Source organism: Pantoea sp. MBLJ3 (assembly GCF_000816655.1).
Taxonomy (GTDB): Bacteria; Pseudomonadota; Gammaproteobacteria; order Enterobacterales; family Enterobacteriaceae; genus Pantoea; species Pantoea eucalypti.
Window position 1 is genome coordinate 1185174 of the sequence record NZ_JSUT01000005.1, and the last position, 25197, is coordinate 1210370.

The following is a 25197-nucleotide window of genomic DNA, read 5'->3' on the forward strand; positions in this document are numbered from 1 at the left end:
CAACGCCGATGACAGAGAATTGACAAAGAAAAAAGGCGGAGTGGTTAGCTCCGCCTTGTTTCAAGTTCCGGTTAACCTGCGTGACCGGTCAGTTGCATAAGGGCAACGATGATCTGCAAGATGACCCGGATAAGATCCAGAATCAGCTTAGTCAGTTCCATCACTTTCCTTCTCCTTTTACAGGAGCGCGCTGTTCGGCAAACCAGGGCTTTGACTCTACCCGCCGGGTGCCTAAGCACATCTTTGTGGAGAGGGCTGAGCGGCACTCATGGTTAAAGCCACAGGCCAGCACCACCTGATGCCTGCCGGGATTTTAAAACCGTGCCCCTGGGAGCGGCCAGTCGACAATGAGGCGATGCTCAACACTCAACACCTGTATAAACATACAGCATTTTGGCGAAACTTGAAATCCTTAGCCGCACATTTTACAATCTTGTCTGTGGAGAGTGCTGAGCACCTCGTTCGCAGCGCGGTTACCAGCCGGGTAGCGAACAAAAAAATAAAGGATTTGGCGACATGCCAAATCCTTTTTTTATGCCTGCTTCCTGCTTAAAAAAGCAGCACGGAACTTACTTCGCGGCGCTGATTCGCCAGACGGTATTACCTGCATCGTCAGCAATCAGGACACCGCCCTGTTTGTCGCTGGCCAGACCCACCGGCAAACCGCGCACCTGCTTTTCGTCATCCGTCAGGAAGCCCGAGACCACCGTCTGCGGCTGCCCTACTGGCTTGCCATTCTCGAATTTCACCCACACCACTTTATAGCCATTCAGCGGTGTCCGGTTCCAGCTGCCATGCTCACTGATAAACGCGCCACCACGGTATTGCGGCATGTTATCGGCGCCATAAAACAGCAGACCCAGCGGCGCGACATGTGAACTCAGGGCATAATCGGGCTTGATCGCTTTCTCTACCAGATCGGGGCGCTGCGGTTCGGCACGGGTATCCACATGCTGGCCATAGTAGCTGTAGGGCCAGCCGTAGAAGCCTTTATCCTGCACTGAGGTCATGTAATCAGGCACCAGATCGGAGCCGATTTCATCACGCTCATTGACTACAGCCCACAGCTTGCCGCTCTGCGGCTCCCACTGTAAGCCGGTTGGATTGCGCAGTCCGCTGGCGAAGATACGGCTGGCACCACTGGCTGCGTCCACCTCCAGCACCGCCGCACGACGATATTCGGCACCAATGCCGTTCTCGGTGACGTTACTGTTGGAGCCGACACCGACATAGAGCTTGCTGCCATCGGGGCTGGCTAACAGCGCCTTGGTCCAGTGGTGGTTAATCGGTCCACCCGGCAATTCTGTCACCTCTTCTGGTGCGGTGCGAATCTCCGTTTCCCCTTCGCGATAGGGGAATTTCACCAGGCTGTCAGCGTTCGCGACATAGAGCGTATTACCAATCAGCTGCATACCAAACGGCGAATGCAGATTTTCAATAAAGCGATGCTGCTCCCATTTACCGTTAACATTGCGCAACAGCGTAATGCGATTGCCGCCTTCTCCCCCTTTGCCTGACGCTTTTTGCACAATGCCCATGATCAGCTGTTTAGGCCGTGTCGTTGGCTTCGGTGGTCCGTTGGATTCCGCCACCAGCACATCGTTATTTGGCAGCACATAGACCTGACGCGGATGCTGCAGATTCTCAGCAATTTTTTCAATCTTTAACCCGTCAGCCACTTTTGGCATTTCACCCGCTTTCCAGGGCGTGCCTTCCGGCACCTGCATTGGCGGCATAAAGAAATTCTTCGCCTGCGGCAGTTCAGGGTTCGGTCCCGTCTGCTTTTGCGGATCGACCAGCGCACCCTCATCACAGCCTGCCAGCAAGGCGGTCAGGGTCAGCGCGAGCAGCGTTTTATGCGGTATGTTCATGGTGGCTCCTCCTTAAGCGCTACGCTGACGTAACGCAAGTTGCACATTCGCCAGCAGCAGCAGTGCTACCACCAGCGTCGAAAGCGTCACACCCAGCGGGATCACAGCGGCGGCATCACGGCTGTGAATAAACGCATTGACGATAGCGATCGCAATCGCCACCAGCCAGAGCCAGAAATGGCCCTTTTCCGCACTGTCACTGCCACGAAACAGATAAACCAGCGCGATGAGTCGCGGCACAATCGCCAGTATCAGTCCCAGCGCAATCAGCCAGCTGGCGGCATCCGTCCAGAACTGTACAAAGGTCTGCATGTAGAGAATGTCGAACAGCCAGGCGGCGACAAAAAAGCCCAGCGGCACAGGCTCCAGCAAGGCATAAAGCGTCACGGCAAACGCCGATCTTCCCAGGGTATTGCGCATGTTTCTCTCCATTTTTAACGTGAATGCGGATCGGGTCAGACGTCGCGCTGCTCAGAGCAACCGACGCCGCGCCTGTAAAAGATTAGTAAATCTGAAGAGAAACAGAGGGTTTATTCGAAGGGAATTGCAAATCAGGCGGATGACGTCCCTGTCATCGCCGGTCTGTCAGGACTTATCCGCGGGTAACGTGACCCAGTATCCTGGCTGGTAAGGCAGCGGCAGAAACTTCTCGTGGAAGGTGCGGAACGTGGCGTCCGGATCCAAATCAGCAAACAGATCGGGGTGCAGCCATTTCGCCAGCGCCTGAATCGCCACAAACTGATACGGGCTATCATAGAACTGATGCCAGATGGCGTGGACGTTGCCGTTGTGCGCCACCGGCAGAGTTTTGAAAGCATCGCGCATCATCAGCGCTTTCAGACGCGCCGTGGCTTCAGTGACGTTGGCACCCGGACCCACGCCGACCCATTTGCCCACGGTATTGTAGTTCTTCCAGTTCGCGCCGGTCACCACCACCGCATCCGGCTGGCTGGCGATGATCTGCTCCGGGTTAACGGTGCCGAAGGTACCAGGAATCAGATCTTTAGCGATATTGCGACCGCCTGCTATCTCTACCATCTGACCAAAGTTCTCATTACCAAACGACATGCAGCACTCGTCGCTGTAGCCGCCTGCACGGTCAATCATCACTTTCGGCCGGTAGCCGGTAAAGTTTTTCAGACGCGAGGTGACAAGGTCAATCTGCTGCTGGCGGAAGGTAATAATTTCCTGCGCCCGCTCTGGTTTATTCACCAGTTCGCCCATGATGCGGATACTTTTCTCCGCGTTCTCCATCGGGGCTTCGCGGAAATCGATAAACACAACAGGCACACCCACCGCCTGCAGTTTTTCAATCAGCTTGCCTTCATCGGTGGCAGCTTTGGATTCCAGATTCATCAGCACCAGATCGGGCTTCAGGGTTAACGCCTGTTCCACGTTGAAGGTGCCATCTTTTGCGCCACCAAAGGTCGGTAATTTTTTAATTTCCGGATAGCGTTTTTCATAAGCCTGATAACCGTCCCAGTCCGCTTTATGCAGGTCATCACGCCAGCCAATCACCCGCTTAAACGGCGCACCCGTATCAAACGCCGCCAGCAGATAGATCTGACGCCCTTCGCCCAGAATGATGCGTTTTGCCTCCTGCGGCACCTCGACCTGACGGCCTGCAACATCGGTAATCATTTTGGCCGAAGCCGTCCCGGCTAACGTCAACAGCCCCAGCGCTAAAAACCATTTTTTCATTGTAAAAACCCGCACAAATGATAATGAGAATTATTAATGTAAAACGGCGTTACTATTACCTAAAACCGGGGTCAGGGGAAGTCATCCAAATAAATGTTTTTTGCAGCGCGGCGTTAACAGGCTGAGAAGAGGGTAAACAATGCTCCCTCCGGGCACAAAAAAGCGCAGCGTGTCGCGGCTCACAAAACGCGCATCTTTCGTGAATATGCTCACAACGGCCTGGGCGGCTGCACATATTTTAGCCATTAATCGTATCGTTTTGGCTAATGCGTTAATGAATTGTGATCGCTAAATTTAAAATGAAACAGCGTTTTAATAATTCATCAGGACAGCCTGCCACAGGAGCTTAACCGTGAAGATCAGCGCCATTGATGTCACCCTTTTTACTTATCCCACCCAGCGTTGCGCCGACAGCGCAGGACACTCTCATCCGGGTCCGGAGAATGATGCCCAGATGGCGTTACTGACCCTGACCAGCGAGGATGGCGACTGCGGTTACGCCTTTACGCCGCCGGAAGTGGTGCGTTCTCACGTGGTTAATGCCTTCTTCCGCAAGGTGCTGATCGGTCAGAACGCCTTTGACCGCGAGCGTCTGTGGCAGGACCTGGTGCACTGGCAGCGCGGCAGTGCCCACCAGCTCACCGAACGGGCGCTCTCCGCTGTGGAGCAGGCACTGTGGGATCTGATTGGGCGCAAACTGAAACAGCCGGTCCACAAGCTGCTGGGCGGCTATCGCGAGAAGATCCCGGCTTACGGCAGCACCATGTGTGGCGATGAGCTGAAAGGTGGTTTATCGACGCCCGATGAGTATGCACAGTTTGCTGAAAAGCTGGTGGCGCGCGGGTATCAGGCGATTAAGCTGCACACCTGGATGCCGCCGGTCTCCTTTGCGCCCAGCCCGGCCATGGATATCAAAGCCTGCGCGGCAGTGCGCGAAGCGGTCGGCCCTGATATCGCACTGATGCTGGATGGCTACCACTGGTATAGCCGAAGTGACGCGCTGACCATCGGCAAGGCACTGGAAAAACTTAATTTCGCCTGGTTTGAGGAGCCAATGGAAGAAGAGAGCATGGCCTCTTACGCCTGGCTGGCGGACAACCTCTCTATCGACGTGCTCGGCCCGGAAAGTCTGGGCGGTAAACATCACAGCCGTGCCGACTGGGTTCGCGCCGGCGCGTGCGACATTCTGCGTGCGGGTGCCAATGGCGTAGGCGGCATCTCTGCCACGCTGAAAGTGGCCAGTCTGGCTGAAGCCTTTGGTATGGATTGCGAAGTCCACGGCAACGGTGCAGCAAGCCTGGCGGTGGTCGGCGCGATTCGTAACTGCCGCTGGTATGAGCGCGGCCTGCTGCATCCCTTCCTGGATTATGAGACGCCGCCTGCCTACCTCAATAGCCTGATTGATCCGATGGACGATCAGGGCTTTGTCACCCTGTCCACGGGAAACGGACTGGGTGAAGATATTAATTTCAGCTGGATTGAGACTCATACGCTGAATCGCTGGTAAATCGCACTTCCGAAAGTACGGCACACAATAAGAACCCCGTTACCGCGCACCTCTGTCGATGCGGTAAACGGGGAAAAAACCTCTGACCTGCTGGACTTCACTTATGACCCTGACACAACGATGTGGCGCGTGGCTGATCACGCTGGTGGTGCTGACGGGCAGCGCGTCTATCCAGGCAAAAACGCCGGATGACCAGCTAATCGTCGGCATGAACATGAATAACCTGCTCACCCTGGATCCGGCCGCCATGACCGGCAACGAGGTGGTCGGCATAGTGGTGAATCTTTATGACGGCCTGGTTGAGCTGAACCCGCAGCAGCTCACCGAGGTGCGCCCGGCGCTGGCCGAACGCTGGTCAGTGAGCCCCGATAACCGCACCCTGACCTTTCACCTGCGTGACAACGTCAGGTTTCATTCCGGTAATCCGCTCACCAGCGCCGATGCGGTCTGGTCGATGCGGCGGGTGCTGCATCTGAATCTGGCGCAGGCGTCGGTGTGGAAATCGTACGGTTTCAGCCGCGACAACGTTGACCAGATGATCACCGCCCCCGACGACCGCACGCTGGTGATCACACTTCCTAAGCCAAACGATCCGCAACTGGTGATTTACTCGCTGGCGGCGCTGGGCAGCATGGTGGTCCTGGACCGCAAAACGGTGCAGCAGCATGAGGTTGATGGCGACTGGGGCAACCGCTGGCTGACCACGCATGAAGCGGGTTCCGGCCCGTTCCGGCTGGATGTCTGGCAGGCAAAAGATGTGCTGCGGATGAGTCGCGCGGCAGACTACTGGCGCGGAGAGGCAAAAATGTCGCGGGTGGTGTTCCGCCACCTTCAGGAGTCGCAGACCCTGCGGCTGATGATGGAGAAAGGCGACCTGGATATTGCCAGTAACATGGCGATCCCCGACGTGCGCGCCCTGCGCCACGATCCCGACCTCACCATCGACGCGGTCAGAAAAGGGACGATTTATTACCTGGCGATGAGCATGAAAGATCCGCACTTCGGGAATAGCAAAGTGCGTGAGGCGGTCCGCTATCTGGTCGATTATCAGGGCATCAATAAGAGCCTGATGACCGGCTACGGCGAACTCCATCAGCGCCCGATTCAGGCCGGGATGCCCGCCACGCTCCCCGACCCCGGTTACCGGCTCGATGTGCCGCGTGCCCGGGCATTGCTGGCTGAGGCGGGTTATCCGGACGGCTTCGACACCACGCTGCGGGTGCTGGCCGATCAGCCGTTCCTGAATATCGCCATCGCGGTGCAGTCAACGCTGCTGCAGGGCGGGATTCGCGCAAAAATCATTACCGGCACCGGCAACCAGATTTATGGCGCGATGCGCGATCGTCAGTTTAATCTGCTGGTCGGACGCGGCGGCAGCGGTGTAGAGCCGCATCCCCACTCCAGCCTGCGTTCGCTGGTCTACAACCCGAACAATGCGGACAGCGCCCGGCTGACTAACTTTCAGGGCTGGCGCACCGGTTTCTACGACGCGCAGCTTAACCGCATGATCGATCAGGCATTGGTTGAACGCGACAAATCCCGTCAGCAGCAGGACTATTTCGCCATCCAGCAACGCTATGACCAGCTGGTGCCTGCGCTGATGCCGATTTCACAAATGCTCGACTCCGTGGTGGTCAGTAACCGGGTGCAGGCGTATCAGCCCCATCCCTCCGCGACCACCTTTCTGCGCGACGTCTGGAAAACCCCTGAAGCCCTGGCGGGAGGCACCCCATGATTCTGACCCTGACCCGACATCAGTGCCGTCGCATCACCCATCGCGCGGTGCAGGTGCTGATTACCCTGTTCGGCCTGCTGCTGCTGACCTTTTTTATTGGCCGGGTAATGCCGCTGGATCCGGTGCTGGCGATTGTCGGCCCCGACGCCGATCAGGCCACTTACCAGCAGGTCTACCACCAGCTCGGCTTTGATAAACCGATGTGGGTACAGTTTGGCATCTACCTTAACGCGCTGCTGCATGGCGATCTCGGCCATGCGCTGCTCACCGGTCAGCCGGTGGTATACGACATTCTGCGCGTCTTTCCCGCCACAGTAGAGCTGGCCACGCTGGCAATTGTGATTGGTGCGGGCCTCGGCGTACCGCTGGGTGTGCTGGCGGCGGCACGCCGTAACAGCGTCATCGACTATGTGGTGCGGATGCTCAGTCTGGCCGGTTACTCCACGCCGATCTTCTGGGTCGGCATGATGGGCCTGCTGCTGTTTTATGCCCATCTCGGCTGGGTCGGCGGCGCAGGACGGGTGGATTTCAGCCTGGATGGCATTGTGCCCCATCGCACCGGCTTCATGCTGATCGACGCCCTGCTGGCCGGCAACAGCCAGGTATTCTGGAACGCACTCAACCATCTGGTACTGCCCGCCTCGCTGCTGGGTTTTCACTCTATGGCCTACATCAGCCGCATGACGCGCAGCTTTATGCTGGCGCAGCTCTCGCAGGAGTTCATCCTGACCGCACGGGTCAAAGGCCTGACCGAATGGCAGGTGATCTGGCAGCACGCCTTCCGCAACATCCTGGTGCAGCTACTGACCGTCGTGGCGCTGGCCTATGGCTCGCTGCTGGAGGGCGCGGTACTGATCGAAACGGTCTTCTCCTGGCCCGGCTTTGGTTCTTACCTCACCGGCAGCCTGATGCTGGGCGATATGAATGCGGTGATGGGCTGTGTGCTGGTGGTGGGCCTGATTTTTGTACTGCTTAACCTGATCTCCGACCTGCTCTATCAGGTGTTTGATCCGAGGACCAAAGTATGACGATCTCCTTTGACACTGCCTCTGTAAGTCACTCCCGCGAGCGTCTGGCACGCTGCCAGCGGTTTGCAGCCCGCTGCGGCTATTTCCTCTGGCGCATGGCCTGTAATCCCCTCACCGCCATTGGCGGCGGCATTGTGCTGCTGCTCTGCATCGTCGCACTGTTTGCGCCCTGGATCGCGCCATATCATCCGCTGATTCAGGATCTGAACAACGCCCTGACACCGCCCGGTGCAGCCCACTGGTTTGGCACCGACGAGTTTGGCCGCGATATTTTCAGCCGTCTGGTCTGGGGCGCGCGCATCACGCTTTACATTGTACTGCTGGTGTCGGTCACCGTCGGGCCACTGGGCCTGCTGCTGGGCGTCACCGCCGGTTACTTCGGCGGCAAAGTCGATAGCGTGCTGATGCGCGTCACCGATATCTTTATCTCCTTCCCGAGCCTGGTACTGGCGCTGGCGTTTGTTGCCGCCCTGGGCCCGGGTCTGGAGCATGTGGTGATTGCCATTACGCTCACCGCGTGGCCGCCTATCGCCCGTCTGGCGCGCGCCGAAACGCTGTCGCTGCGTCAGGCGGACTTTATCTCAGCGGTCCGTTTACAGGGCGCATCGCCGCTGCGGGTGCTGTGGAAACATATTATTCCGCTCTGCCTGCCGTCGGTGATTATCCGCATCACCATGAATATGGCGGGCATTATCCTCACTGCCGCCGGGCTGGGATTTCTCGGGCTGGGCGCACAGCCGCCCGATCCGGAATGGGGCGCGATGATCGCCAGCGGCCGCACCTACATGCTTGAGTGCTGGTGGGTGGTCACCGTGCCCGGTCTGGCGATCCTGATTAACAGCCTGGCATTTAATTTCTTAGGAGATGGCCTACGTGACCTGCTTGATCCCCGCAGTGAGTAACGCCACGCCGTTGCTCGACGTGCGCGATTTGCACGTGAACTTTATTAACGGACGCCAGGCAACCCCGGCGGTGCGCGGCGTCTCTTTTCAGCTCGGTCAGGAGAAGCTGGCGATAGTCGGCGAGTCTGGCTCCGGTAAATCGACCGTGGGTCGCGCCCTGCTGCAGCTGCATCCGGCGAAGGCGCGCATTGAGGCGAGCCGGATGCAGTTTGGCGATATCGACCTGCTGCACGCCAGCCCGGCGCAGATGCGCGCCATTCGTGGCAAACGCATCTCAATGATTATGCAGGACCCGAAATATTCGCTGAATCCGGTGATTCGGGTTGGTGAGCAGATCGCCGAGGCCTGGCGTAGTCATCATCGCGATCAGAAATCGGCAGCACGTCAGCGGGCGCTGGCAATGCTGGAGGAAGTGCAGATCCGCGATCCAGAACGGGTTTATCAGCTCTATCCTCATGAGATTTCCGGCGGTCAGGGTCAGCGCGTGATGATTGCCATGATGTTGATCACCGAACCGGAACTGGTGATTGCCGATGAGCCGACCTCTGCGCTGGATGTCTCAGTAAGACTGCAGGTGCTGGCACTGCTCGATGATCTGGTGAAAGCGCGCGGACTGGGGCTGATTTTTATCAGTCACGATATCAATCTGGTGCGCAGCTTTTGCGATCGGGTGCTGGTGATGTATGCCGGGCGCGTCGTGGAGTCACTGGCCGCCTGTGACCTCGATCGCGCACAGCATCCTTACACGCAGGGACTGCTGGCGGCGCTGCCCGACCTTGATCACCGCCGCACACGCCTGCCAGTGTTACAACGTCACGCAAGCTGGTTAACCGATTAAGGAGTGGTGATGATTAATGTAAAAAATCTCAACCTCAGCTTTGGCGATGAAGGCGCGCGGAATCAGGTGCTGTTCGACGTAAATCTGCAGGTTAATCAGGGTGAAATCTTCGGGCTGGTCGGTGAATCTGGCTCGGGCAAAACCACGGTGCTGAAGTGTCTGGCGGGGCTGTTCACTCACTGGCAGGGAGAGCTGATGATTGATGGTCAGCCACTGGCGCATCACATCGTTCGGGCGCGCTGTCGGCAGGTGCAGATGGTGTTTCAGGACCCTTACGGTTCGCTGCATCCGCGTCACACGCTGGGCGACATTCTGGAAGAGCCGTTGCAGATTCAGGGTATCGGGCAGCGTCAGCAGCGGGTCGTGGCGATGCTGGATAAAGTCGGATTGAACCGTGCCTGGCAGACGCGTTATCCCCACCAGCTATCCGGTGGTCAGCGTCAGCGCGTGGCAATTGCCAGGGCGCTGATTCTGGAGCCACGCGTGCTGCTGCTGGATGAGCCGACCTCCGCACTGGATGTTTCGGTGCAGGCAGAGATCCTGAATCTGCTCAGCGATCTGCAGCAGCAGGAGAACCTGACTTATCTGATGGTGACGCACGATCTTGGCGTGGTGGCGCATCTCTGCCATCGCGTAGCCGTCATGCAAAAGGGCAAAGTGCTGGAGACGCTGGATGTGCCGACGCTGGTGGCCGATCGCGCCGCAATGCCCTATACGCGGATGCTGGTGGAAGCGAGTCGCCACAATCATGCGGCGCTGGCGCAGCCGGGCTGAATATCAGCGGGTATCTGAAAAGAATCAAAAAAGGCCGGCTGGACCGGCCCTGTGATATCGAATGCGTTAGTGGGTCAGCTGACGCACAAAGGCAACGATCTCCTGGTTTTTGCCATGCTCAAACAGGCACTGCTGGAAACGCGGGCCGCTGACGGCGGTGCGAACCAGTTCAGGATCGATGGCACGCAGGGTATCAAGGTAGTTCTCTTTGATCACCGCAGCCTTGACCTGATTCAGCAGACCGGCGTTTCGCACCTGCGGCTCTTTGCGCTCTGGCGGATAGCCATTGCCCTTCTCGCCCGTGAACGCTTTTTCAAAGATAAAGCGCAGGTTCAGCTCAGCGCCCCAGCCAAAACCTTTAGCAAATGGCAGAGATAAGGCATTGCCGTTGTTGATTTGCGCGAACAGGTAAGCATCCGCCGGATCGATACAGTAGCCACAGACCACGCCCGGATGGATGTTAAGCGACATCAGCGCGCCCTGGCCGGTGCCACAGCCCGCAACGACAAAATCCACTGCCTGGCTGTTAAGCAGCACGCTGGCCTGGATGCCGAGGTGAATGTAGGTCAGATGATGATCCTGCTCATCGCTCATCCCGACGTTGAAGACCTGATGGCCCAGCGGCTGCGCGACGCCTTCCAGTTCTTTCAGCACGGTAACGTTTTTAGCGGCCTGACTGTTTTCCATCATTAACGCGATTTTCATGATCTACCCTCGTAAAATAAATGAAACACCGTTTCATTTTAGAGAAAAACCATTAAAGTGCATGGATTAATTCACCCTGGTGCTGTGAGGCCCATCACAAAACGGCCATTGCAGCGCCCACGACTGCGTGAGGACAATGATGTTTATCTACCACAAAGAGCGACCACTGGAAGATCTGGGTAACGGCGTGACCCGCCGCGTACTGGCACATGGCGGCACAATGATGGCAGTTGAAGTGCGTTTTGAAAAAGACGCCATCGGTCCGCTACATCATCATCCCCATGAGCAGCTGACCTATGTGCTGAGCGGACGCTTTGCCTTCACCATCAACAGTGAAACCCGGGAAGTTGGCGCTGGGGACACACTCTATAAAGCACCCAATGTGGTTCATGGCTGTGTCTGTCTTGAGGCTGGCGTGCTGCTGGATACCTTTACGCCACAGCGCGAAGATTTCCTGACCACGAAATAGTGCAGGCGGCCCGGCGGGCCGCCTCATGAACTGCCGCATGAATGCCCATTTTGCCTGCACGAAAAATTTGACTTAAAACGCGTACAATTTTTCCACCATTCCCTTCCCAGCTAACTGAATGATTCACCACAGTTTCCCCTCAGGCCGCGCTGCGCTTAGCTTCCTGTAAAAAATCATTCGGGCTCACTTCTGTACAAAATGAAGATCGTTGTATAAGTTTAATGACAACGCCAGTTCGTTTTTTAACCCGTAAAAGGATAATAATATGCCGATGCAAAACACCCTTACCTTGCCGCTGAATCACAACGCGCCGGTTAATAGTGAGTTCCGTTCATCCTTTGCTGCATCTGAGCAGGATAAACTTAATTTTCTAATCGAAGAGTTACTGGAAGCGGGCAAGGAAAAAAGCTGTATGGAGTTACTGCGTCATCTGGCCTCTGCGGACAGTGCTGAAGAAGAAGCCTGTTGCCGTGAACTGCTGACGTTGCTGATGGCCCAAAAATGAAGTCTGTGGCTGGCTGTTCAGCACAGATTCAACACCGGGCATTACCACGAAAACCCGCCTGACCGTATTTCCCCGTTCAGGCGCGTCACCTCTGCTGAAAAGCTGCCGCTTTTTTGCACCGTAATTTACACCGACGCGAATATTGATAGCTGATAGCTGATATACGTGTACGACCTTGTTAAACCGACCCGACGACTCTCATTGCTTCTCTTTCAACTCTTTTGTTAGCCTGAATCTTCCCGATTTATTATCAGGTTCCACAGGCGTGCTATGACCATGACCTCTTTCTCCGCCACGCTGCATCTGCTGTGTGGAAAAATAGCGTCCGGGAAATCGACGCTGGCAGCACAGCTGGGTGCTGCGCCCGGTTGCGTAGTGATCAGCGAAGATCAGTGGCTGGCCGCACTCTATAAGGATGAGATGCAATCGGTGGCTGATTACGTGCGTGTTGCGGCAAAGCTCAGGAAGGCGATGACGCCGCATCTGGTCGCATTGCTTAACGCAGGCGTATCGGTTGTGCTCGATTTTCCGGCCAACACCCGGGGGAATCGTGACTGGATGCGCTCGGTGATTGAGGCATCCTCTGCCGACCATCGCATGCATTACCTGGATGTGCCGGACGCGCTGTGTAAAGCGCGTCTGCACGCCCGTAATCAGAGCGGCGAACACGCCTTTGCCGCCACGGACGAGCAGTTCACGCTGATTACCCGCTATTTTGAACCGCCGCAGGAGGAGGAAGGCTTTAACCTGGTGCGGCACAGTTAACATCTTCTGCAAATTTACGAGAGATCGAGTGCCGCAAGCACCTCAGCAATCTGCTGGTTATCCGCATCAGAGAGTGGCAACAGCGGACGCGGCAGGCAGTCGCGTGCCGTCAGTCCCTGCAGACCTGCTGCGGCATTCATCACCCTGAAGCTGCCGCCGTGCTGGCGGAACAGCGACCACAAAGGCTGCAGGCGCTCCGACTGCGCCCTGACGCTCTCATGATCACCTGCTGCTGCTGCGTCGGTCATTGCTTTCGCGACACGTGGGAACAGCCCGCCGCACACGGAATACCAGCCATCACAGCCTGCAATCAACGCATTGGCAGCAGACGCGTCGCCGCTGATGCCAACCGACACGGAAGCAGGCAGTATGTCGCGCAGTTGGGCCAGGCGATCATTTGCTGCCGATTGCGCCGCCGGAACACCGGGAATTTTTACCGACCCGATACCGGGAAGTGAGGCAATCCGGCTCAGTAACGCATCGGAGAACGTAAAATGGGTGGTGCGCGGATTGTCATAAATGCAGACTGGCACCGAGGCGTGTCGCGTCACGGTTTCAAACAGCGTAAACACCTCATCTTCTTTCAACGTCTGATACCCCAGCGGTGGCAGCAGTAAAGCGGCTGCGCCCGCCTGCTGCGCATCCTCTGCCAGCGCCAGCACCTCATCAGTATTTATCGCGCCAATGCAGATCATCACTGGAATCGCCTCCGCATTTTCAACGGCCCGCTCAGCAATGCGCCTGCGCTGTGCCCGTGTCAGCCAGGCGTAGCTGCCGGTGGACCCCAGCACGCCCAGAGAATCGACTTTTGCCTCCGTCAGCCTGCGCAGGATCCGAAGAAAGGCCGCTTCATCGGGTTTGCCATCGGCAAAAGGAGTAAGGGGAAAGGCACTGAGTCCGCTGAACATACGCTTTGCTCCATCATGAGACTGTTCGGGCTGGTTATCACCTGTACAGTCATATTTCGTCACTGGCCGAAGCATGGCTTTGCCCCGCCCGCTATTTTTGCGCTACAGCCCTTTTTGATCTTACCCAAAGGAAATAGCGATGATTGCCGTACTGTTTGAAGCCGAGGCACGACCCGAACATCAGATGCGCTACCTGCAACTCTACGTACGTTTTTCGACATCACCGTTGCCTGATGCCTCCACGCCACCTCGGTCCTGAACCTCTTTGCCCCCAGCATCGCTGACCTCTGGTCACGCCAGAATCTCCGTTTTAGACGGTAACACGCATATGAAATCCGTCACAATTCCGCAAACTTATCTCACGCACGTTAACACGAGCAGAAAAACAGCCATCCGCTTCAACTTGCTGAATAAAATAGGTTTTATATGATAACCCCCAGAAATCATGTTCCCCACACATCAATCAATGCCTTTTTTGCACTTATTTAGCGACGGGCGCTGATCCACTCTTCAGTAACAGGCGCGGCAAAAAGCGTCAAACCTTACTGGAGTTACTGATGCAAACGACCTCACCCATGACTCATCGCGCCAGGATTGGCGCCATATTTCGTGTTACCTCCGGCAATTTCCTCGAACAGTTCGATTTCTTCCTGTTTGGTTTCTATGCCACTTACATCGCCCATACCTTTTTCCCGGCCAGCAGTGAGTTCGCCTCACTGATGATGACCTTTGCCGTGTTCGGCGCAGGATTCCTGATGCGCCCGATTGGCGCAGTGGTACTGGGAGCGTACATCGATAAGGTCGGTCGCCGTAAGGGCCTGATTGTCACGCTCTCCATCATGGCGGCAGGCACCTTTATGATCGTGCTGATCCCCTCCTACCAGAGCATTGGCCTGTGGGCGCCGATGCTGGTGCTGATCGGTCGGTTGTTACAGGGCTTCTCCGCCGGCGCGGAGCTGGGCGGCGTGTCGGTCTATCTGGCGGAGATCGCTACGCCGGGCCGCAAGGGCTTCTACACCAGCTGGCAGTCGGGTAGCCAGCAGGTCGCCATTATGGTGGCGGCGGCGATGGGCTTTATCCTCAACGCCGTGCTGGAAGAGAGCGCCATCCGTGAATGGGGCTGGCGTATTCCGTTCCTGTTTGGCTGTCTGATTGTGCCGTTTATCTTCATATTGCGTCGCAAACTTGAAGAGACACAGGCGTTCAACAACCGTCGCAGCCATCCCGATGTGAAGCAGGTGTTCCGCATCCTGCTGGCTAACTGGCAGGTGGTGATTGCCGGGATGCTGATGGTGGCGATGACCACCACGGCGTTTTACCTGATTACGGTTTATGCGCCGACCTTTGGCAAAAAAGTGCTGCTGCTCAGCGCCTCTGACAGCCTGCTGGTGACCTTGCTGGTAGCAGTGTCGAACTTTAGCTGGCTGCCGATTGGCGGCGCGATCTCCGACCGCTTTGGCCGTAAGCCTGTACTGGTCGCCATGACACTGCTGGCGATCGTCACCACCTATCCGGCCCTGAGCATGCTGGCGGCGGCACCAGGCTTTTCGATGATGCTGGGTGTACTGCTGTGGCTGTCGATGATCTACGGGCTCTACAACGGCGCGATGATCCCGGCGCTGACCGAAATTATGCCCGCGGAAGTCCGTGTTGCGGGCTTCTCACTGGCCTACAGCCTGGCAACAGCGCTGTTCGGTGGTTTTACCCCGGTGATGTCAACCGGCCTGATTGAGATGACCGGCGATAAAGCCTCGCCAGGTTACTGGATGAGTTTTGCGGCAGTTTGCGCTCTGGGCGCGACACTCTACCTCTATCGTCGTACCCGCAGTGCCGTCACGCCTGCCCATGAAACTGTTAGCTGAGGAACGGAAGATGAAACTGAAAACGATGTCGATTTATGCTGCCCTGCTGTTTAGCGTGGCAGGCAGCGCCACGGCGCAGGCAAAAGAACTGACGGTAATGATCTCCGGCGGGTTTAAAGCGGCGTGGGATACGCTGTCGCCACAATTCGCAAAACAGGAAGGGATCACCATCAACACCGTTGCTGGTCCGTCAATGGGTAAAACACCGCAAGCCATTCCAGCCCGGCTGGCACGCGGTGAACCGGCTGATGTGGTCATCATGGTTGGCGATGCGCTAAGCAATCTGCAAAAAGAGGGCGCGACGCTGCCAGGCTCACGGGTTGAACTGGCGGACTCCCGCATTGGCGCCGTCATTAAAAAGGGTGCCACACCCATTAAAATCGGCAGCGAAAGTGAGTTGCGTACTGCCCTGCTGAATGCCTCTTCCATCGCCTATTCTGACAGCGCCAGCGGCAAATATGTCAGCAGTCAGCTGTTCAAACGGCTGGGCATTGAGGATCAGGTTAAAGGCAAGGCGGTAGAAGTTGAACGCATCCCGGTCGCTTCCCAGGTTGCTGAAGGTAAATACGCCATCGGGTTTCAGCAGGTCAGTGAGCTGTTGCCTGTTTCAGGCGTAACCTTCATTGGTGAACTGCCGGACAAGCTGCAATACACCACTCGTTTTGCCGGTGCCGTGGTGCGCAGGTCAGCACAGCCAGATGAGGCAGCGAAGCTGCTGCACTGGCTCGCCTCGCCCGAGGCTCAGCAGGCTGTCCACGCCAGCGGCCTGCACACCGTGAAAGCGTCAAAACCGGTTAAAGTCGCTGATACTGTTCAATGATCAGGTTCTCCAGTTCGCTGGCGATATGTGACAGTATCCGGCCATTTTTGCGCAGCAGGCCCACAGTGCGTTTCACCGGTGGATCGGTTAACGGCACCGCCGTCAGCAGCGCGTGCTCGTAGCCAGGTAGCGACATGGCGGGGACGGCAGCAATGCCGAGCCCCGCCTCAACCATCCCCAGCATAGTTGTCACGTGCCGGGTTTCACAGACACAGGGCTTCTCCGGCATAACAGCCTGTAACGCCTGATCGAGCAGGTTACGGTTGCCGGAGGTTTTATCCAGCCCAATCCATTCATGCTGATAAAACGCCTGCCAGCTCAGGCTCTTTTTGCCTGCTATCGGATGGTCTCGCCTGCAGGCCGCCAGGTACGGGTCATCCATCAGCGGCTGAAAATGCACATCCGGCTGCGAGCGGCTGGAAAAACTGATGCCGAAGTCAGCCTGCCCGCCAATCACCGCGTCATAGACGTTAGCCGCACTGCTGTCGATCAGTTTCACGCGTACGCGGGGATAGCGCACCTGAAACAGCCGGATGATGTTGGGCATGAAATAGTAGGCCGCTGACGGCACGCAGGCCACAGTAATCAGTCCGGTGCGGGCTAAGCTCACCTCACTCAGATCGGCCATGACCTCTTCAAAATCGGCCAGCAGCTTTTCCGAACGCTGAGCAAACGCATGCCCTTTCAGCGTCAGCGTGACGCGGCGTGTGGTCCGCTCAAACAGCTTAATACCCAGCGTGGTTTCCAGCTTATCGATGCGGCGGCTTAGCGCCGACTGTGAAAGGCAGATCGATTCCGCCGCCAGGCGAAAATTACCAAACTCCACCAGCGCGCGAAAGGCGTAGAGATCGTTGAGATCGAAATTAACCGGCATGGTTTTCTCTTCCCTTAACCTGCATCAGACTTTTGTTCATCATTTTCATCGCCTTCCGTTTGACCAAAGTCGGACACGAATCTGCTGAGCAGTTGTTCCAGCGTTTCACGATCGCTTTCCGGCCAGTGCCGGAAGACGCGCTGATAAACCTGCACACGTTGCGCATCGATTTTATCCGTCATCTCTCTGCCATCCGGGGTGATTGCTGCCTCATTAATTCTTTTGTCCTGCCGGTTTTTCTGCCGCCGGACCAGTCCGGTCTCTTCCAGTTTCGCGACCTGACGACTGACCGTGCTGTAGTCACGCCCTACCCGATCGGCCAGTTCACCCACGCCGATCGGCCCGAACCGGCTGACCTGCACCAGAAGCGGAAACAGCGCCCGATCGAGGTCGATACCCGCCGCTTTAATCATCGCTACATCGCGCTGGGGCCGGTTAAGCGCGCCAGCAATCGTCAGCAGACAATTGTGCAGCGCATCGTATTTATGTGTATTTTGCACACTTTTCATTGACGCCATCCAGAGGCAGGAATAATGTGTGTACTTTACACTTAATTGCTTATTATTAGAAGGACAGCAACCTATGAAAGCAGCCATCATTAGTCAGGCCGGTCAGAAACCACACTATGGAGATTTCCCCACTCCTCAGCCCGCTGAAAACCAACTGCTGGTTCGCGTGAAAGCCGCCGCCATGAGCCAGCTGGTCAAAGCACGGGCGGCAGGCACGCATTACAGCGCCACTGCGCCCTATCCTCTGGTGCCAGGCATTGACGGCACCGGTTACCTCGAAAACGGCGATGCCGTTTACTTTCTGACCTTTGGTACCGCGTCGGGCAGCATGGCGGAAAGTGTGGTGGTCAATGCCCGCTGCGTCATTCCGCTTCCTCCAGCGCTGGACCCCGTGGTCGCCGCCGCGCTTGCCAATCCAGGCATGTCTTCATGGGCCGCACTCACCCGCCGGGCTGAACTGCGCAAAGGCGAAACCGTGTTGATTAACGGCGCAACCGGCACATCCGGCCGCCTGGCGATTCGCATCGCCCGCAGTCTTGGCGCGGGCAAAATTATTGCGACCGGCCGGAACCCGGAGATACTGCAGCAACTGCTTAATGAGGGCGCAGACAGCGTCATGACACTGGATGCTCTGGCCGCTGAACTTCCTGCCCTGATGGCAGACGGCATTGATGTGGTGCTGGATTATCTCTGGGGTGAGAGCGCGCTGGCGATCATGGAAGCGGCGGTGCGAGGCGGTGATCATATCGTTCGCTTCGTTCAGATTGGCTCACTCAGCGCACAGGAGATCCCTTTGCACAGTCATTTGCTGCGTGCATCCGGGCTGACACTGATGGGGAGTGGTCTGGGCAGCGTATCCAACGCAGACCTGATTGACTCACTGGCAGAACTACTACAGGCTGCCGGGCAGCACGGCTTTTCGGTGCCTTTTAAACCACGGCCTCTTTCTGAGGTGGATACAGCATGGGATGAAGATGACAGCCGCTGTCGAACAGTGTTTACGCTGTAGTCTCCCGCGGCATCAACAGCGCGGGCCTGCCTGTCGGACAAGCCGCCACTAACCTTCGGACGGCATCGGATGCAGAAAACGTTCAGGATAATCGGGCGTGAGAACGTGCTGCTCACTGTAACGGCCAAACAGCTTATAGCGGTTTAACGCGATGCGGTCGTAAGCCGCGTTACTGATCACGTCCGGAAAGTGACGCAGCACCGCCAGCCCGCGCCAGGGTGCTGGCAGGTGCTGCATAACACGGAAAACCGCCTGCGCCCGCAGCCAGTGCTGATTACCGTCAATGTAGACAAGGGTGGTGATATTCTCCTCCGGCAGTCCGGCCCAGCGCAGCAACGCTTTGCCCTGCTCGCTCTGCACCGAGGCAAAACGGACCTGCCGCGCCAGATGGTGGCGCAGCAGAAACTGAACCCAACCGTTACACAGCTTACAGACGCCATCATAAAGCACGGCGCTTTCACCGGTTTGCAGATACGGGGGCGACGACATCCTGCAACTCCTCACTCCTCTGATGATGAGCTGAAGTGTAGCGGGTTCTGGTCAGTTGCTGTTGCAGCCAGTGGATAACGGCAGCGTGATCCTGGGCGCAGGCATCCACCTCAAACAACGGCCCCAGCGTCATTGGCCTGGCCTGTTGTGCCAGCTGATGAAGTTCAGGCAGGTACTCAGCGCCTGGATGCCCCGGCAGTCGCTGGGTCAGTCGCGCCTGATAGCGCGCCACCGCCACCTCCGGTTCAATCTTCAGCCACAGCTCAAGCACCTCTTCGACGCCCGCCTGTTGCAGTCCCTGCTCCAGCAGCGCGCGCGGCTGAAAACCAAACCAGGCATCGATCAGCCAGACCTGACTGGCGGGTGCCTGTTCGACGATGTTCCAGATCGCCTGATAGGCCGCGCAGCCCAGTTGCCGGTTACGCTGCCGATCGACCGGCGCAAAAGCGTGCATAAAAGGCTCTTTCAGGCTGTCCAGCGTCAGCACAGGCCAGCCAAAGTGTTGTGATAGCGCGTGCGTCAGGGTGCTCTTACCCGATGCCGGAATGCCGTTAACCAGCACCACGCGTTTAGGGGGGATGTTTTGTGTCATAGGATATCAATAACCTCCGCGACACTGCTGGCCCGACGTAAACGGACCAGCGTCTCCTCATCCTCCAGCAGCGACACAATCGCGCGGATCCCCTCTTCAATGTGGGCGTTGCTGTCGCGCGCGCCAAACATAATCACAATGTCCGCTTTATCACTGCCCTCAAACGAGATCGGTTCATTCAGCAGGATCATACTGAAACAGTCGCGGATCACCCCCGCTTCCGGCCGTGCATGAGGAATGGCAATTCCCTCCTCAAACACATAATACGCCCCATGGGCCAGGGTGTTCGCGATCACCGCATCCGGATAGGTGGCATTGAGATAGCCGCCGCTAACCAGCGGTTCGGCGGCCAGCGCGATAACCTGACGCCAGTCCGTGGCGTCGATGCCAATCTGAATGGCGTTGGCCTCTTGCAATAACTGCTTAATCGTCATCAGCTCTCCTTAAATCGACTGGCGAACCACATTGCGTAATTCATCGATTTTGACAAACAGCGCATCAATTTCATTACGATAGCGACGGCTTTTCGCAAATAAACTTAATGCCCGGTTATATTCCAGCATTAATTGTTTTTGCGTTTCACCATCACGCGGATTAATTGCGAGCTGCTGCTCCAGTTGCGTTATTTTCTCGCGACTGACTTCCGCCAGATGATCCTGCTGCTGCTCGCTGGGTTGTTCCGCAGCCGGAGACTTTTTTAAGAATCCAAACATAGGCTCTCCTGCCCCCTATATGCCGGGGTGTCTCAGATTAATAGTGATGATAAAAACGTTTAACGCAATAATTCGGTGATGGCGACGCGGGTAATTAACGGAATAACTGCATCTTCTCTACCAGCACATTGGTCACTGCATCATTGGCGGGCACCAGGAAATTACGCACGCTGTCATTGACCTTGCCTTTCTCAAAGGTCGATTTGCACTGCGCCACCCACTGCACATTCATTTCGGTGCCGACATTGACCTTCTCAATCCCGCTGCTTACCGCCAGTCGCATATCTTCATCGCTGACGCCGGTGCCACCGTGCAGCACCAGTGGCGTGTGGGTTGCCGCCGTAATATCCGCCAGGCGCTGATGCTGAATATGCGCCTTCCCGGTGTAAAGGCCATGTACGGTGCCGATTGAGATTGCCAGCATATCAACGCCGGTCTCTTCAACGAAACGGCGTGCATCTTCCACCGGCGTAAACGCGATCGCCTCCATCTCCACACATTTACCATCTTCCGAACCGCCAATCGCACCCAGTTCCGCTTCAACTGAAACATTATGCGGACGCGCCATATCAATCACCCGGCGGGTATTGGCAATATTCTCTTCAATCGGCAGATGTGACCCGTCATACATCACGGAACTGAATCCGGCATCTATCGCCGTCTGAATCGCCGCTAAATCGGAACAGTGATCGAGATGCAAACAGGTCGGCACATTCATACTCTCCGACAGCGATTTAATGGCATCGACCAGCAACTTATGACCGAGATATTTCGCCGTGCCGGTGGAGATCTGAATCATTAAGGGACTGTTGGTCTTCTCTGCCGCTTTAAAATAAGCGGGCAACATTTCCAGGCAGTGAAGATTAAAAGAACCCACCGCTTTAAAGTCACGCTGTTTAGCCAGCTTTAACAGGTCGGCGAAATTATAAAGTTTCATGGATTTTTTCCTCTTGAGGTTTGGTGGATTTGCCGTTAACAAACCAGGCAAGCGCGGTAACAAAAGCAATAAACAGGGCGACGAACAGCCAGTTATTCTGGAAGGCGTGGCCGAGCACCAGGCCGGTACTGATGACGTCCGAGTCACTGAAGGTCACGCCGGTGAAGCCGTAGCTCTCCAGCATTGGCACCAGGATGGCGGGCAGAATGGTGATAAAGAGTCCGTGGACGAAGCCGCCGATCATCGCGCCGCGTCGTCCGCCCATGGCATTACCAAAGACCCCGGCGGTGCCCCCGGCAAAGAAGTTGGTCAGCAGTCCCGGCAGGATCATCGCCAGTCCAAACATCGGGAAGACGAGCATGCCAACGATGGAGCCGAGCGTGGTGGCGAGGAAGCCGACAATCACCGCGTTCGGGGCGTAAGGAAACATCACCGGGCAGTCCAGCGCCGGTTTGGCATCGGGTACCACGCGCATGGCGATGCCCCGGAAGGCAGGCACCAGCTCGTTGAGCAGCAGGCGGACACCGCTGTAGAGCACAAAGACCCCGGCCACGAACTGAATCGACTGCATAAAGGCGTACATCAGGTAGTTCATGCCGTTGCTGTACTGGGCAATGAATGCCGGACCGGCCGCCACGGCGGGGATCAGGTACATCGGCACCATCACCAGCGCCATCGACAGATAGGTATCCTGCAGAAACTTAAAGTTATCGGGCAGCTTCAGGTCTTCGGTGGAGCGCGATCCTTTGCCCACCACTTTGGCGACCGCCGCCGTGACCAGATAGCCAATGGTGCAGAAGTGACCCAGCGCCACATCGTCGGAGTCGGTGATACGCCGCACCACCGGCTGTGCCAGCGCGGGCATCACGACCGCCATGATCCCGCCGAAGATGCCGCCGGTCAGGATCAGCGGCAGGCCAGTCAGCCCCGCTTTGTAGCCGATGACAGCGCCAATCGTCGCCATCCACAGCAGGGCCTGGCCCGTCAGGAAGATGTACTTAAACGGTGTCAGCCGCGCGATGATGATATTGACGATAAAGATCACCAGCAGCGTCAGCGCCACTTCAGATCCCAGCTCACGGTTAGCCAGTCCGGCGATAGCGGCTACATCGGTGATATAGCCGCGCATACCAAAGCCGTGGGTAAAAATGGTATTGAGGAACGTCAGCGTCCCCACAATAATATTGATACCCGCCATCATAATTAAAAAGCCGAGCAGGGTTTTAAAGGTGCCTTCCACCACCTTGCCTGCTGATTTCTTCTGCAGCAGCAGACCAATCAGCGCAATAAACGCGATCAGAATTGAGGCCTGCCCCAGCAGATCTTTTACCAGGAAGTCGATCACACTATTCATGGGCAGCGACCTTCTCGTTACGTTCTTTTAAAAAGGCCAGGATCTTCTGCTCTATTTCCACTTTATCGGTGAGCCGGTTAAGAATAATGACCCGTTTAATCTGCTCCGGACTGGCGTCGGCATTTAATACATCGGCAAAGGCTTTTTGCGTCAGGATCATATCTGACTTAAATGCATTCGCTTCTGAAATGGTGGTGTGATCGATATCGGCCTCAATTTCCAGTTTTTTTAATACTGCTTTTGCGCTCATCTCAATCGCAAAACTGGATCCTAATCCACAACCACAGACACATAATATTTTCAGCATGGTTTTTCCTCACACTATATTGAGTTGTTTAGCGAGTTTGTAATGGTGCCCGTCAATATCGACCAGGCGTTTTTGCATGCTTATTAAATCAATCGGGATCGGTTTATTGCTGCCATTAATAATGACCGCTTTATTCCGCATGCCTGACTGAATACAACGCACCACTTCACTGGCCATAATGGTGCCCTGATAAATTTCTTCGCAGGTGGGATCACCATTGCGCAGTCCGTAACCGAGAATAGTTTTACGGATGCGTACGCCAATAAGCGGCTCAAGCTGTTTGATTAAGGTGTCGATCGCCCCCTGAAAACCGGGCGAATATTCACGGGTGTAGCCTTCTGAACAGAGGATGACCACGCTGTTCTGTTCGGCCAGCCGTCCGGTAATACGCTGCGCCAGTTGTGGCAAAGGAATCTGGCACTCCGGAATCAGGGCGATATCCGCATTGGATTTAATCGCCGATTGCAGCGTTAATTCGCCGCAATAGCCGCCGAGTAACTCCAGCATAAAAACCCGGCCCGGTAAGGCGCGCCCGGTATTACGCAGTTTTGCGACCTCTTTTAATACCTGCTCGCAGGCGGTAGAAAATCCCAGCGTGTAATCACTGCCGAAGACATCATTGTCGATGGTCATACCGACGCCGAAACAATTAACGCCAGACTCCGACAGGATGTGGAGAAACTGCAGCGATCCGTCACCGCCTGCCATGATTAATACGTCAATACGTGCGCTTTTAAGCTGGCGCGCAATTAAATCATATTCGCTGCGCACCAGTTTCTTTTGCGTCCTTCCGGACTGCATCACCGGAATCGGGGCGATGGCAAAGTCGAGCAGATCGCGCTGGCTGATATCACGATGGTTATTTGCCAGAAGGCCGGGAATGCCGCCGTCAAATATCACCATCTCAGCCTGCGCGAGACGCCCTATCTGGAAGACAAAGTTATTTATTCCGGTGACATCCCCGCCACTGATCACCATTCCAATGCGCATTTCCCTCACCCCGCTGGCTTACTCTGCTGAGGGCCATTCTTCCGGTTCACGGGGTTGCTATTTGCAGAGGAGATCACAGTTACGCGCGGTATTTTTCGGGCAGGCGTGTTGACAGCAGTAGCTTAAGGCCTTTATTTGTGAGCTGAGTCACTCTATTCCAACTTATTACTTCACGGACGAATCAATACAAATCATCAGCTTAGGTTGCCGAACAGGTTTTTGATTTGGCCAACAGAATAACGAATGATCGGGCATAAAAATGGCATTGCGAATTTGTGACTTTCACCTCATTTTTCCCGGTTCTGGCCCGGTTCAGGCGATTAAAATAGTTTTTATCGGGAGGGCTGGATTATTCAGTGCACGTAAAAAAGGGAATATTTCAGGAGAGGCAGGAAAGGAAGAAAAATGAATCAGGGGCGCAGCGAGCTGCTGCGCCCCACACACTTATTTCGCGTAAGCTTCGGTAGACAGCGTCAGGGTGACGTCGTCGCTTACCGCCGGGACATATTTGTCCAGCCTGAAGTCAGAACGCTTGATGGTGCCGGTGGCATCAAAACCAATCGCCTGCTTCTTCACCATCGGATGCTCGCCCTGCTTGTTCAGCGTGGCGTGCAGCGTAACAGGCTTAGTGATCCCTTTCAGGGTCAGGTTACCTTCAACGTCAAATTTGTTGTCGCCCTTTGCAACCACTTTGGTGCTGTGGAAGGTCGCAGTTGGGTATTTGGCCGTGTCGAAATACTCAGCGCCTTTGAACTCTTTGGTCAGCGCCGCAACATGGCTGTCGATTTTGCTGACTGGCAGGGTTACGTCAACGCGTGATGCTTCCGGATGATCTTTATCAAACACCAGCGTACCGGTTGCATCCGGAATATCCGCGGTAGGATTTGAGAAGCCAAAATGGTTCCAGGCCACAATGACAGACGTATGCTCAGGATTCAGCTGGTAGTGCATCGCCTCAGCCTGAGATAACGGGGCGTAAAGGGTAGCAGCGGCTAACAGGGGCAGTGCGATACGTTTGAAGTTCTTCACAGTC

At 56.1% G+C, this 25197-nt stretch carries 28 protein-coding genes; 12 read left to right on the forward strand and 16 right to left on the reverse strand.

All coding sequences use genetic code 11. The features are described from left to right. Positions 1-569: 569 nt before the first annotated feature. From NP77_RS11870 to NP77_RS11880, 3 genes are all read right to left on the reverse strand, one after another. On the reverse strand, positions 570-1871 hold the full coding sequence (locus NP77_RS11870) for a sorbosone dehydrogenase family protein (protein ID WP_003853556.1): 1302 nt from the start codon (positions 1869-1871) through the stop codon (positions 570-572). A gap of 12 nt (positions 1872-1883) precedes the next feature. Continuing rightward, positions 1884-2291 (reverse strand): DUF2231 domain-containing protein, encoded by a 408-nt coding sequence (locus NP77_RS11875; RefSeq protein WP_003853554.1) that lies wholly within the window; start codon positions 2289-2291, stop codon positions 1884-1886. Between the two features lie 165 nt (positions 2292-2456). After that, complete coding sequence (locus NP77_RS11880; protein ID WP_003853552.1) at positions 2457-3572, reverse strand: ABC transporter substrate-binding protein; 1116 nt, start codon at positions 3570-3572, stop codon at positions 2457-2459. Between the two features lie 352 nt (positions 3573-3924). On the opposite strand from NP77_RS11880, the gene NP77_RS11885 reads away from it, so the two are divergent. From NP77_RS11885 to NP77_RS11910, 6 genes are all read left to right on the forward strand, one after another. Beyond that, the gene (locus NP77_RS11885) at positions 3925-5079 is read left to right on the forward strand and encodes a mandelate racemase family protein (RefSeq protein ID WP_039660260.1); all 1155 of its coding nucleotides are present in this window, start codon (positions 3925-3927) and stop codon (positions 5077-5079) included. Positions 5080-5182: 103 nt separating this feature from the next. After that, the gene (locus tag NP77_RS11890) at positions 5183-6814 is read left to right on the forward strand and encodes an ABC transporter substrate-binding protein (protein WP_003853545.1); all 1632 of its coding nucleotides are present in this window, start codon (positions 5183-5185) and stop codon (positions 6812-6814) included. Continuing rightward, entirely contained in the window at positions 6811-7842 is a 1032-nt protein-coding gene (locus NP77_RS11895; protein WP_039660261.1) for an ABC transporter permease, read from the forward strand. Before NP77_RS11890 ends, NP77_RS11895 begins: the two co-directional genes overlap by 4 nt. Then, positions 7839-8744: an ABC transporter permease gene (locus NP77_RS11900; RefSeq protein ID WP_003853540.1), complete on the forward strand. Its 906-nt coding sequence runs from the start codon at positions 7839-7841 to the stop codon at positions 8742-8744. The genes NP77_RS11895 and NP77_RS11900 overlap by 4 nt, the downstream gene beginning before the upstream one ends. Continuing rightward, entirely contained in the window at positions 8716-9582 is an 867-nt protein-coding gene (locus NP77_RS11905) for an ABC transporter ATP-binding protein (protein WP_008925168.1), read from the forward strand. Before NP77_RS11900 ends, NP77_RS11905 begins: the two co-directional genes overlap by 29 nt. Positions 9583-9591: 9 nt before the next feature. After that, on the forward strand, positions 9592-10356 hold the full coding sequence (locus NP77_RS11910) for an ABC transporter ATP-binding protein (protein ID WP_039660263.1): 765 nt from the start codon (positions 9592-9594) through the stop codon (positions 10354-10356). A 66-nt stretch (positions 10357-10422) separates the two neighbouring features. On the opposite strand, the gene NP77_RS11915 is transcribed toward NP77_RS11910, so the two are convergent. Next, a complete protein-coding gene (locus NP77_RS11915; protein WP_003853539.1) occupies positions 10423-11061 on the reverse strand; it encodes an RpiB/LacA/LacB family sugar-phosphate isomerase in 639 nt (212 codons plus the stop codon). A gap of 139 nt (positions 11062-11200) precedes the next feature. Between NP77_RS11915 and NP77_RS11920 the strand changes: the two genes are divergently transcribed. From NP77_RS11920 to NP77_RS11930, 3 genes are all read left to right on the forward strand, one after another. Continuing rightward, complete coding sequence (locus tag NP77_RS11920) at positions 11201-11530, forward strand: cupin domain-containing protein (protein ID WP_008925165.1); 330 nt, start codon at positions 11201-11203, stop codon at positions 11528-11530. Between the two features lie 265 nt (positions 11531-11795). Next, positions 11796-12035, forward strand: a complete 240-nt coding sequence (locus NP77_RS11925) for a hypothetical protein (protein ID WP_008925164.1) — start codon at positions 11796-11798, stop codon at positions 12033-12035. A gap of 270 nt (positions 12036-12305) precedes the next feature. Continuing rightward, the gene (locus NP77_RS11930; RefSeq protein WP_003853536.1) at positions 12306-12800 is read left to right on the forward strand and encodes an ATP-binding protein; all 495 of its coding nucleotides are present in this window, start codon (positions 12306-12308) and stop codon (positions 12798-12800) included. A gap of 14 nt (positions 12801-12814) precedes the next feature. On the opposite strand, the gene NP77_RS11935 is transcribed toward NP77_RS11930, so the two are convergent. Continuing rightward, positions 12815-13708 (reverse strand): dihydrodipicolinate synthase family protein, encoded by an 894-nt coding sequence (locus tag NP77_RS11935; protein ID WP_039660265.1) that lies wholly within the window; start codon positions 13706-13708, stop codon positions 12815-12817. A gap of 554 nt (positions 13709-14262) precedes the next feature. On the opposite strand from NP77_RS11935, the gene NP77_RS11940 reads away from it, so the two are divergent. Then, positions 14263-15570: an MFS transporter gene (locus NP77_RS11940; RefSeq protein ID WP_304413272.1), complete on the forward strand. Its 1308-nt coding sequence runs from the start codon at positions 14263-14265 to the stop codon at positions 15568-15570. 10 nt (positions 15571-15580) lie between these two features. Beyond that, positions 15581-16390 (forward strand): substrate-binding domain-containing protein, encoded by an 810-nt coding sequence (locus NP77_RS11945; protein WP_039660267.1) that lies wholly within the window; start codon positions 15581-15583, stop codon positions 16388-16390. Here NP77_RS11945 and NP77_RS11950 read toward each other — a convergent pair. Both NP77_RS11950 and NP77_RS11955 read right to left on the reverse strand, forming a co-directional pair. Continuing rightward, positions 16365-17264, reverse strand: coding sequence for a LysR family transcriptional regulator (locus NP77_RS11950; protein WP_039660268.1), 900 nt, complete (start codon positions 17262-17264; stop codon positions 16365-16367). The genes NP77_RS11945 and NP77_RS11950 overlap by 26 nt on opposite strands. Before the next feature lie 14 nt (positions 17265-17278). Then, entirely contained in the window at positions 17279-17773 is a 495-nt protein-coding gene (locus NP77_RS11955; RefSeq protein WP_039660270.1) for a MarR family winged helix-turn-helix transcriptional regulator, read from the reverse strand. 73 nt (positions 17774-17846) lie between these two features. Between NP77_RS11955 and NP77_RS11960 the strand changes: the two genes are divergently transcribed. After that, a complete protein-coding gene (locus NP77_RS11960) occupies positions 17847-18782 on the forward strand; it encodes a zinc-binding alcohol dehydrogenase family protein (RefSeq protein ID WP_039660271.1) in 936 nt (311 codons plus the stop codon). A gap of 48 nt (positions 18783-18830) precedes the next feature. On the opposite strand, the gene NP77_RS11965 is transcribed toward NP77_RS11960, so the two are convergent. The 9 genes from NP77_RS11965 to NP77_RS12005 all read right to left on the reverse strand — a co-directional run bounded on the left by NP77_RS11965 (position 18831) and on the right by NP77_RS12005 (position 25193). Beyond that, positions 18831-19271 carry a thiol-disulfide oxidoreductase DCC family protein gene (locus NP77_RS11965; protein ID WP_039660273.1) on the reverse strand — a complete coding sequence of 147 codons (441 nt, stop codon included), beginning with the start codon at positions 19269-19271 and terminating at the stop codon, positions 18831-18833. Then, the gene (locus tag NP77_RS11970; RefSeq protein ID WP_003853517.1) at positions 19240-19863 is read right to left on the reverse strand and encodes an AAA family ATPase; all 624 of its coding nucleotides are present in this window, start codon (positions 19861-19863) and stop codon (positions 19240-19242) included. Before NP77_RS11970 ends, NP77_RS11965 begins: the two co-directional genes overlap by 32 nt. After that, on the reverse strand, positions 19860-20297 hold the full coding sequence (locus NP77_RS11975; RefSeq protein ID WP_003853514.1) for a PTS sugar transporter subunit IIA: 438 nt from the start codon (positions 20295-20297) through the stop codon (positions 19860-19862). Before NP77_RS11975 ends, NP77_RS11970 begins: the two co-directional genes overlap by 4 nt. A gap of 9 nt (positions 20298-20306) precedes the next feature. Next, positions 20307-20576 (reverse strand): hypothetical protein, encoded by a 270-nt coding sequence (locus tag NP77_RS11980; RefSeq protein WP_003853512.1) that lies wholly within the window; start codon positions 20574-20576, stop codon positions 20307-20309. 94 nt (positions 20577-20670) lie between these two features. Continuing rightward, positions 20671-21513, reverse strand: coding sequence for a class II fructose-bisphosphate aldolase (locus tag NP77_RS11985; RefSeq protein WP_003853511.1), 843 nt, complete (start codon positions 21511-21513; stop codon positions 20671-20673). Next, entirely contained in the window at positions 21500-22867 is a 1368-nt protein-coding gene (locus NP77_RS11990; protein WP_008925155.1) for a PTS sugar transporter subunit IIC, read from the reverse strand. The genes NP77_RS11985 and NP77_RS11990 overlap by 14 nt, the downstream gene beginning before the upstream one ends. Next, positions 22860-23174: a PTS sugar transporter subunit IIB gene (locus NP77_RS11995; RefSeq protein WP_003853506.1), complete on the reverse strand. Its 315-nt coding sequence runs from the start codon at positions 23172-23174 to the stop codon at positions 22860-22862. Before NP77_RS11995 ends, NP77_RS11990 begins: the two co-directional genes overlap by 8 nt. A gap of 9 nt (positions 23175-23183) precedes the next feature. Beyond that, a complete protein-coding gene (locus tag NP77_RS12000; protein ID WP_039660274.1) occupies positions 23184-24164 on the reverse strand; it encodes a 6-phosphofructokinase in 981 nt (326 codons plus the stop codon). 444 nt (positions 24165-24608) lie between these two features. Continuing rightward, positions 24609-25193, reverse strand: a complete 585-nt coding sequence (locus NP77_RS12005; protein ID WP_003853502.1) for a YceI family protein — start codon at positions 25191-25193, stop codon at positions 24609-24611. Positions 25194-25197: the final 4 nt, after the last annotated feature.

Bases quoted from the DNA above. Each gene is read 5' to 3' on its own strand.
- NP77_RS11870 (WP_003853556.1), bottom strand. From the start codon at position 1,871: ATGAACATACCGCATAAAACGCTGCTCGCGCTGACCCTGACCGCCTTG.
- NP77_RS11875 (WP_003853554.1), bottom strand. From the start codon at position 2,291: ATGCGCAATACCCTGGGAAGATCGGCGTTTGCCGTGACGCTTTATGCC.
- NP77_RS11880 (WP_003853552.1), bottom strand. From the start codon at position 3,572: ATGAAAAAATGGTTTTTAGCGCTGGGGCTGTTGACGTTAGCCGGGACG.
- NP77_RS11890 (WP_003853545.1), top strand. From the start codon at position 5,183: ATGACCCTGACACAACGATGTGGCGCGTGGCTGATCACGCTGGTGGTG.
- NP77_RS11895 (WP_039660261.1), top strand. From the start codon at position 6,811: ATGATTCTGACCCTGACCCGACATCAGTGCCGTCGCATCACCCATCGC.
- NP77_RS11900 (WP_003853540.1), top strand. From the start codon at position 7,839: ATGACGATCTCCTTTGACACTGCCTCTGTAAGTCACTCCCGCGAGCGT.
- NP77_RS11910 (WP_039660263.1), top strand. From the start codon at position 9,592: ATGATTAATGTAAAAAATCTCAACCTCAGCTTTGGCGATGAAGGCGCG.
- NP77_RS11915 (WP_003853539.1), bottom strand. From the start codon at position 11,061: ATGAAAATCGCGTTAATGATGGAAAACAGTCAGGCCGCTAAAAACGTT.
- NP77_RS11920 (WP_008925165.1), top strand. From the start codon at position 11,201: ATGTTTATCTACCACAAAGAGCGACCACTGGAAGATCTGGGTAACGGC.
- NP77_RS11925 (WP_008925164.1), top strand. From the start codon at position 11,796: ATGCCGATGCAAAACACCCTTACCTTGCCGCTGAATCACAACGCGCCG.
- NP77_RS11930 (WP_003853536.1), top strand. From the start codon at position 12,306: ATGACCATGACCTCTTTCTCCGCCACGCTGCATCTGCTGTGTGGAAAA.
- NP77_RS11935 (WP_039660265.1), bottom strand. From the start codon at position 13,708: ATGTTCAGCGGACTCAGTGCCTTTCCCCTTACTCCTTTTGCCGATGGC.
- NP77_RS11945 (WP_039660267.1), top strand. From the start codon at position 15,581: ATGAAACTGAAAACGATGTCGATTTATGCTGCCCTGCTGTTTAGCGTG.
- NP77_RS11950 (WP_039660268.1), bottom strand. From the start codon at position 17,264: ATGCCGGTTAATTTCGATCTCAACGATCTCTACGCCTTTCGCGCGCTG.
- NP77_RS11955 (WP_039660270.1), bottom strand. From the start codon at position 17,773: ATGAAAAGTGTGCAAAATACACATAAATACGATGCGCTGCACAATTGT.
- NP77_RS11960 (WP_039660271.1), top strand. From the start codon at position 17,847: ATGAAAGCAGCCATCATTAGTCAGGCCGGTCAGAAACCACACTATGGA.
- NP77_RS11965 (WP_039660273.1), bottom strand. From the start codon at position 19,271: ATGTCGTCGCCCCCGTATCTGCAAACCGGTGAAAGCGCCGTGCTTTAT.
- NP77_RS11970 (WP_003853517.1), bottom strand. From the start codon at position 19,863: ATGACACAAAACATCCCCCCTAAACGCGTGGTGCTGGTTAACGGCATT.
- NP77_RS11975 (WP_003853514.1), bottom strand. From the start codon at position 20,297: ATGACGATTAAGCAGTTATTGCAAGAGGCCAACGCCATTCAGATTGGC.
- NP77_RS11980 (WP_003853512.1), bottom strand. From the start codon at position 20,576: ATGTTTGGATTCTTAAAAAAGTCTCCGGCTGCGGAACAACCCAGCGAG.
- NP77_RS11985 (WP_003853511.1), bottom strand. From the start codon at position 21,513: ATGAAACTTTATAATTTCGCCGACCTGTTAAAGCTGGCTAAACAGCGT.
- NP77_RS11990 (WP_008925155.1), bottom strand. From the start codon at position 22,867: ATGAATAGTGTGATCGACTTCCTGGTAAAAGATCTGCTGGGGCAGGCC.
- NP77_RS11995 (WP_003853506.1), bottom strand. From the start codon at position 23,174: ATGCTGAAAATATTATGTGTCTGTGGTTGTGGATTAGGATCCAGTTTT.
- NP77_RS12000 (WP_039660274.1), bottom strand. From the start codon at position 24,164: ATGCGCATTGGAATGGTGATCAGTGGCGGGGATGTCACCGGAATAAAT.